Origin of the sequence: Streptomyces sp. ISL-12 (genome assembly GCF_018614415.1) — a bacterium.
GTDB lineage: Bacteria > Actinomycetota > Actinomycetes > Streptomycetales > Streptomycetaceae > Streptomyces.
Window position 1 is genome coordinate 25803 of sequence record NZ_JAGGOO010000148.1, and the last position, 7160, is coordinate 32962.

Sequence of the window (7160 nt, forward strand, 5' to 3'; positions counted from 1 at the left end):
TGAGGCCGGCGGTTACCGCCCCCGCACCCACCGGTACTGCAACTCCGGCCGCCCCACCGCCCCGTACTGCGGGCGCCGGGCCGCGAGGCCGGTGTCGACGAGGTGTTCCAGGTAGCGGCGGGCGGTGATGCGGGAGATGCCGACGGCCTCGCCCAGGGCCGCCGCGGTGAGGCCCTCCCCGGCGGCGCGCAGGGTGTCCGTCACGCGCTCCAGGGTCGGTGCGCTCAAGCCCTTCGGCAGCGCCGCGGGCCCCGGTGGGCGCAGCGTGGCCAGCGCGCGGTCGACCTCGTCCTGGCCGCTCGCCTCCCCGGCGGTGCCCCGGAACTCGGCGTACCGGACGAGGCGGTCGCGCAGGGTCGCGAAGGTGAACGGCTTCAGGACGTACTGGACGACGCCCAGGGACACGCCCTCGCGGACCACCGTCAGGTCCCGCGCCGACGTCACCGCGATCACGTCGGCGCGGTGGCCGGCGGCGCGCAGGGTGCGGGCCAGTTGCAGTCCGTGCACGTCCGGCAGGTGCAGGTCGAGGAGGATCAGGTCGACCGGGGTGCGGTCCAGCACGCGGCGGGCCTCGGCGCCGGAGTGCGCCTTGCCCACGGCGGTGAACCCCGGCACCCGGCCGACGTACAGGATGTGCGCGTCGGCGGCGACCGGGTCGTCCTCGACCACCAGGACGCGGATGGCCGTCATGCCCGTACCGCCGTCAGCGGCAGCTCCGCCTCGAAGGACGCCCCGCCGCCCGCCGCCTCCGTCACCGACAGGGTGCCCCCGTGCCGGTGGACCGCCTGCCGGACCAGGGCGAGGCCCAGGCCCCGTCCGCCGGGGCCGGCCGGCTTGGTGGAGAAGCCGCGCTGGAAGACCAGGTCGGCGTGGTCGGGGTCGACCCCGGGGCCGGTGTCGCAGACCCGGAGCACCAGGCGTTCGCGGTCCGTGTACGCCGTGACCGTCACCCGGGGCCGGACCCCGCCCTGCGCCGCGTCCACCGCGTTGTCGATCAGGTTGCCCAGGATGGTGACCAGGTCGCGGGCGGGGAGGGACGGGGGGAGGAGGCCGTCGTCCAGGCGGGAGTCGGGGGAGACGACCAGCTCCACGCCCCGCTCGTTGGCCTGGGCCGTCTTGCCCAGCAGCAGCGCGGCCAGGACCGGTTCGCCGACCGCCGCCACCACCTGGTCGGTGAGCGCCTGGGCCAGTTCCAGTTCCGCCGTGGCGAACTCCACCGCCTCCTCCGCGCGGCCCAGCTCGATGAGCGACACGACCGTGTGGAGGCGGTTCGCGGCCTCGTGGGCCTGGGAGCGCAGGGCCTGGGAGAAGCCGCGCTCGGAGTTCAGCTCGCCCATCAGGGACTGGAGCTGGGTGACGTCCCGCAGGGTGACGACCGTGCCGCGGCGTTCGCCGCCGGAGACCGGGGAGGTGTTCACCACCAGGACGCGGTCGGCGGTGAGGTGGACCTCGTCGACGCGGCGTTCCGCGGCCAGCAGCGCGCCCGTCAGCGGGGCCGGCAGGCCCAGGTCCGCCACCTGGGTGCCGACCACCTCGCCGTCGACGCCCAGCAGCTCCCGGCCGCCGTCGTTGATCAGCGCCACCCGGTGCTGTCCGTCCAGCATCAGCAGGCCCTCGCGCACCGCGTGCAGGGCCGCCTGGTGGTAGTCGTGCATCCGGCTCAGCTCGGCCGCGTTCATGCCGTGGGTGTGCCGGCGCAGCCGCGCGTTGATGACATACGTGCCGACCGCGCCGAGTGCCAGCGCCCCGGCCGCCGCCGTGAGCAGGGCCGTCAGCTGTTCCCGGGCCAGCTTGCTGATCTCGTCGACCTTGATGCCGGCGCTGACCAGGCCGACGACGCGCCCGCCGTCCCGTACCGGCGTCACCGCGCGGACCGAGGGGCCGAGCGTGCCGGTGTAGGTCTCGGTGAAGGTACGGCCGGCCAGGGCGGGCTCGATGTGGCCCCGGAAGGTGCGGCCGATCTGCTCGGGGTCGGGGTGGGTCCAGCGGGTGCCCTCGGGGCTCATGATCGTGACGAAGTCGACCTCGGTGTCCGCCATGACCCGTACCGCGTACGGCTGCAACCGCGCCGACGGGTCGGACGTCCGGATCGCCTCCCGTACGGACGGGGAGCCGGCTATCGACAGGGCCACGGCCCGCGCCTCGCGTCCGGCGGCGGACTCGGCCTGACCCCGGTCGTTGACGTAGGTGAACACCGCGTATCCGGCCACCAGCACCGCGATCAGCACGGCCTGCACGGCGAAGAGCTGTGCGGCCAGGCTGCGGGGGCGGGGGACACGGAGGTGCATGCCGACAGTCTCCCTCTTGGCTGATTGTGAACTAAATGAACACAAGGGTGACCGCGCTCACAGGGCACGAGATAGTCACCGGGTTCCCCCACCCCGGACGTGAGCCGCACGCCGGTGACACCGACGTCGCCAAGGAGGGCCGCCGTGACCAGCGCAGCCGATTCGGCACCAGCCGCACCCCCCGCCAAGCGGGACCGCACGCACTATCTCTACATCGCGGTGATCGTCGCGGTGGCCCTCGGTATCGCCGTCGGCCTGATCGCGCCGGACTTCGCGGTCGAGCTGAAGCCGATCGGGACCGGCTTCGTCAACCTGATCAAGATGATGATCTCGCCGATCATCTTCTGCACGATCGTGCTCGGCATCGGTTCGGTGCGCAAGGCGGCGAAGGTCGGCGCGGTGGGCGGTATCGCCCTCGCCTACTTCATGGTGATGTCGCTGGTCGCCCTGGCGATCGGCCTGATCGTCGGCAACATCCTGGACCCGGGCACCGGCCTCGCGGTCACCGACGCCGTCAAGGAGACCGGCCACGCGCAGGTCGACGCGGAGGCCAAGGGCACCACCGAGTTCCTGCTCGGCATCATCCCGACCACGATCGTCTCGGCGTTCACCGAGGGCGAGGTCCTCCAGACCCTGCTGGTCGCCCTGCTCTGCGGCTTCGCGCTGCAGGCGATGGGCAAGACCGGCCAGCCCGTGCTGCGCGGCATCGAGCACATCCAGCGCCTGGTCTTCCGCGTCCTCGCCATGATCATGTGGGCCGCCCCGGTCGGCGCCTTCGGCGCGATGGCCGCCGTCACCGGTTCGGCCGGTGTGGACGCCCTGAAGAGCCTGGCCGTGCTGATGCTCGGCTTCTACGTCACCTGCGTCCTGTTCGTCATCGTCGTCCTCGGCGCCCTGCTGAAGATCTGCACCGGTGTCAACGCGCTCTCCCTCTTCAAGTACCTGGGCCGCGAGTTCCTGCTGATCCTGTCGACGTCCTCCTCGGAGTCGGCGCTGCCCCGCCTCATCGCCAAGATGGAGCACCTGGGCGTCAGCAAGCCGGTGGTCGGCATCACCGTCCCGACCGGCTACTCCTTCAACCTCGACGGCACCATGATCTACATGACCATGGCCTCGCTGTTCATCGCCGACGCCATGGGTACGCCGATGTCCGTCGGTGAGCAGATCCCGCTGCTGCTGTTCCTGTTCGTCGCCTCCAAGGGCGCCGCCGGTGTCACCGGCGCGGGCCTGGCGACGCTGGCCGGCGGTCTCCAGTCGCACAAGCCCGCCCTGGTCGACGGCATCGGCCTGATCGTCGGCATCGACCGCTTCATGAGCGAGGCCCGCGCCCTGACCAACTTCGCGGGCAACGCCGTCGCCACCGTCCTGATCGGTACCTGGACCAAGGAGATCGACAAGGAGCGGGTCGCCGAGGTGCTGGCCGGACGGGTCCCGTTCGACGAGCGGACACTCCTCGACGACGGCCACGGCGGCCACGGCGGCCACGACGACGACTCGGCCGACCTGCCCGAGCAGGGCCACGAGAAGGAACTGGCCAAGGCCTGATCCCTCCCCGGAGAACCCCGGGCGGCTGAGACTCCCCCCGTTGCTCGGCCGCCCGGACCTCTCCTCCCTCCCCGTTTCTTGCCTTGACGTCCGCGTCAAGGCATACGTTCGTCCGTATGCGAATCGGCGAGCTGGCCGCACGCGCCGGGACCACGACGCGCACCCTGCGGTACTACGAGTCACGCGGGCTGCTGCCCGCGCGGCGGGACGAGCACGGGCACCGGACCTACGACGAGCGCGATGTGAAGCTCCTGGAGCAGATCAGGACGCTGCGGGACTTCGGGTTCGACCTGGAGGAGACCCGGCCCTTCGTGGAGTGTCTGCGGGCCGGTCACCCCGAGGGCGACTCCTGCCCGGCGTCGCTCGCGGTGTACCGGCGCAAGCTGGCGGAACTGGACGCGCTGATCGGCGAGCTGCGCGGGGTGCGGTCCACGGTGGCGGCACAGCTGGCGCGGGCCGAGGCGGCGGCTGCGGAGGGACCGGAGCCGCGCTGTGAACTGGGAGGACACGCATGGTGATCAACGGTGTGACCGAGGTGTCGGACGCCGACTTCGCGGCGGAGGTGATCGAGGCGGAACTGCCGGTGCTGGTGGAGTTCACCGCCGACTGGTGCCCGCCGTGCCGGCAGATGGGCCCGGTGCTCGCCGCCGTGGCCGAGGAGGAGGCCGGCCGGCTCCGGGTGGTCCAGCTGAACGTGGACAAGAACCCCGACACGACCAACGCCTACAAGGTGCTGTCCATGCCGACCTTCATGGTCTTCCGGAACGGCGAGCCGGTGCGGTCCATGGTGGGCGCCCGGCCCAAGCGCAAGCTCCTGGAGGAGCTGGCGGACGTACTCTGACCAGTCCGACCAGGTAGTCAGGGTCAGCCGGAACACAACAAATCCCCCGAGCAATTGCGCTCGGGGGATTTTCTTGCGTACATTAGGTGGTTCGCGACTTTATACACATATGAGCCGCAAAGAAGTTCATGAGCGCAGTATATCCGGGCGGGAGTAGAATTGTCAAACACCGAATATCCGGACGATGAATTGCGGCACGAGCAGCAATTCATCGACGGACTGTACGCGCGTGTGGACGCGCTGCGCGGCGACACCGAATCCTCGGTCACCGACGCGCTCGCGCAGGGCGACACCCCCATGCAGGCCCGGCTGGAGAGGGACATCCTGGTCGCCGAGCGCTCCGGGCTGCTCGCCGCGCTGAACGCGGTGGACGGCTCGCTCTGCTTCGGCCGGATCGACCTCGCCTCCGGGGAGGACCACCACATCGGCCGGATCGGGCTGCGCGCCGACGACGCCGAACGCACCCCGGTCCTGATCGACTGGCGGGCCGACGTTGCCCGCCCCTTCTACCTGGCCACCGGCCACACCCCGATGGGCCTGCGCCGCCGCCGGCACATCACCGGCGACGGCCGCCGGGTCACCGCCCTGCACGACGAGATCCTCGACCTCGGGGACCGGACCCGCACCGGGTACGAGGACCCGTCCGGCGACGCCGTGCTGCTGGCCGCGCTGAACTCGGCGCGCACCGGCCGCATGGGCGACATCGTGCAGACCATCCAGGCCGACCAGGACCGCATCATCCGCGCCCCGCACCGCGGCGTCCTGGTCGTCGAGGGCGGCCCCGGCACCGGCAAGACCGCCGTCGCCCTGCACCGGGCGGCGTACCTGCTCTACGAGCACCGGGAACTGCTCGCCAAGCGCGCCGTCCTCATCGTCGGCCCCAACCCGGCCTTCCTCGGCTACATCGGCGAGGTGCTGCCCTCGCTCGGCGAGACCGGCGTCCTGCTGGGCACCGTCGGTGAGCTGTTCCCCGGCGTGAGGGCGACGGCCACGGACACCCCCGAGGCGGCGGCCGTGAAGGGCCGGGCCGGGATGGCCGACGTACTCGCCGAGGTGGTCCGCGCCCGGCAGGCGCTGCCCGATCCGGTGATCGCCATCGAGCACGAGCGCGAGATCCTGATGCTCGACGACGACCTGGTCAGGGTCGCCCGGGAGCGCACCCGTGCCGCGAAGCTGCCGCACAACGCGGCCCGCGAGCACTTCGAGGGCCACGTCCTCAACACGCTCACCGACCTGTACGCCGAGCGCATCGGCACCGACCCCTACGACGGCAGCAGCCTCCTGGACGCCGCCGACATCACCCAGATCCGCGACGAACTCGCCGAGAACCCGGACGTCTGGTCCGCCATCGACCAGCTCTGGCCGAGGATCACCCCGCAGCGGCTGGTCGCCGACTTCCTCGCCGCGCCGGAGGAGTTCCTCCCCGCCGAGGACGCCGCCGCCGTACGCCGCCCGGTGACCCGGCGCTGGACGGAGGCCGACGTACCGCTGCTCGACGAGGCCGCCGAGCTGCTCGGCGAGGACGACCGGCCGGCCCGCGACCGGGCCGCCCGCGAGCGGGCGGAGCAGGTGGCGTACGCGCAGGGGGTCCTGGACGTCTCCTACGCCTCCCGGACGTACGAGTTCGAGGACAAGGACGAGGAGGACTCCGAGGTCCTGTCCGCGCACGACATCATCGACGCCGAGCGGTTCGCCGAACGCCAGGAGGAGGACGACCACCGCAGCGCCGCCGAGCGCGCCGCCGCCGACCGCACCTGGGCCTTCGGCCACATCATCGTCGACGAGGCGCAGGAGCTGTCGCCCATGGCCTGGCGGCTGCTGATGCGGCGCAGCCCGACCCGCTCGATGACGCTGGTCGGCGACCCGGCGCAGACCGCGGAGGCGGCCGGTGTCGGCTCCTGGTCGAAGATCCTCGCCCCCTACGTCGAGGACCGCTGGGAGCACACCCGCCTCGGCGTCAACTACCGCACCCCCGCCGAGATCATGGACGTCGCGGCGGCCGTGGTCCGCGCCGAGGACCCCGCCTTCGAGCCGCCCAGCTCGGTCCGGTCCACCGGCGTACGGCCGTTCGTGCGCGCCGTCGACGACCTGCCGGCGGCGGTGGCCGAGGCGGTCGCCGAACTCACCCCCGACGAGGGACGCCTCGCCGTCATCGCCCCGCGCGACCTGCACGAGGCCCTCGCCGCCCGGCTGGACGGCGTCACGGCGGGCACCGGCCCCGACCTCACCCGCACGGTCGTCCTGCTCGACCCCCGCCAGTCCAAGGGCCTGGAGTTCGACTCCGTCCTGGTCGTCGAACCGGGCCGGTACGGGACGAGCGACCTGTACGTGGCGCTGACCCGGGCCACGCAGCGGCTGGGGGTGCTGCACACGGGGGCCTTGCCGAAGGGGCTGGTGGACATGGCTCCCTAGGGCCTGTCGTTTGGATCACGCCGCAGACGCGGGGTCTGGCACGCGCATCTGCGGCGTTGTCGTCACTCGCCGAC

General features: G+C 72.1%; 6 protein-coding genes. 4 read left to right on the forward strand and 2 right to left on the reverse strand.

Annotation, left to right across the window (positions count from 1 at the left end):
- Nucleotides 1-12 precede the first annotated feature (12 nt).
- Together J7I94_RS33545 and J7I94_RS33550 are read right to left on the reverse strand one after the other, a co-directional pair.
- Nucleotides 13-690 carry a response regulator gene (locus J7I94_RS33545; RefSeq protein ID WP_215173370.1) on the reverse strand — a complete coding sequence of 226 codons (678 nt, stop codon included), beginning with the start codon at nt 688-690 and terminating at the stop codon, nt 13-15.
- Nucleotides 687-2288: a sensor histidine kinase gene (locus J7I94_RS33550; protein ID WP_215173372.1), complete on the reverse strand. Its 1602-nt coding sequence runs from the start codon at nt 2286-2288 to the stop codon at nt 687-689. The genes J7I94_RS33545 and J7I94_RS33550 overlap by 4 nt, the downstream gene beginning before the upstream one ends.
- A 144-nt stretch (nt 2289-2432) precedes the next feature.
- On the opposite strand from J7I94_RS33550, the gene J7I94_RS33555 reads away from it, so the two are divergent.
- The 4 genes from J7I94_RS33555 to J7I94_RS33570 all read left to right on the forward strand — a co-directional run bounded on the left by J7I94_RS33555 (nt 2433) and on the right by J7I94_RS33570 (nt 7086).
- Entirely contained in the window at nt 2433-3833 is a 1401-nt protein-coding gene (locus tag J7I94_RS33555; protein ID WP_215173374.1) for a cation:dicarboxylate symporter family transporter, read from the forward strand.
- A gap of 116 nt (nt 3834-3949) precedes the next feature.
- Entirely contained in the window at nt 3950-4351 is a 402-nt protein-coding gene (locus J7I94_RS33560) for a MerR family transcriptional regulator (protein ID WP_215173376.1), read from the forward strand.
- The gene (gene trxA / locus J7I94_RS33565) at nt 4345-4674 is read left to right on the forward strand and encodes a thioredoxin (RefSeq protein WP_251076131.1); all 330 of its coding nucleotides are present in this window, start codon (nt 4345-4347) and stop codon (nt 4672-4674) included. Before J7I94_RS33560 ends, trxA begins: the two co-directional genes overlap by 7 nt.
- A gap of 189 nt (nt 4675-4863) precedes the next feature.
- Nucleotides 4864-7086 carry an AAA family ATPase gene (locus J7I94_RS33570; RefSeq protein WP_215173380.1) on the forward strand — a complete coding sequence of 741 codons (2223 nt, stop codon included), beginning with the start codon at nt 4864-4866 and terminating at the stop codon, nt 7084-7086.
- Nucleotides 7087-7160 lie beyond the last annotated feature (74 nt).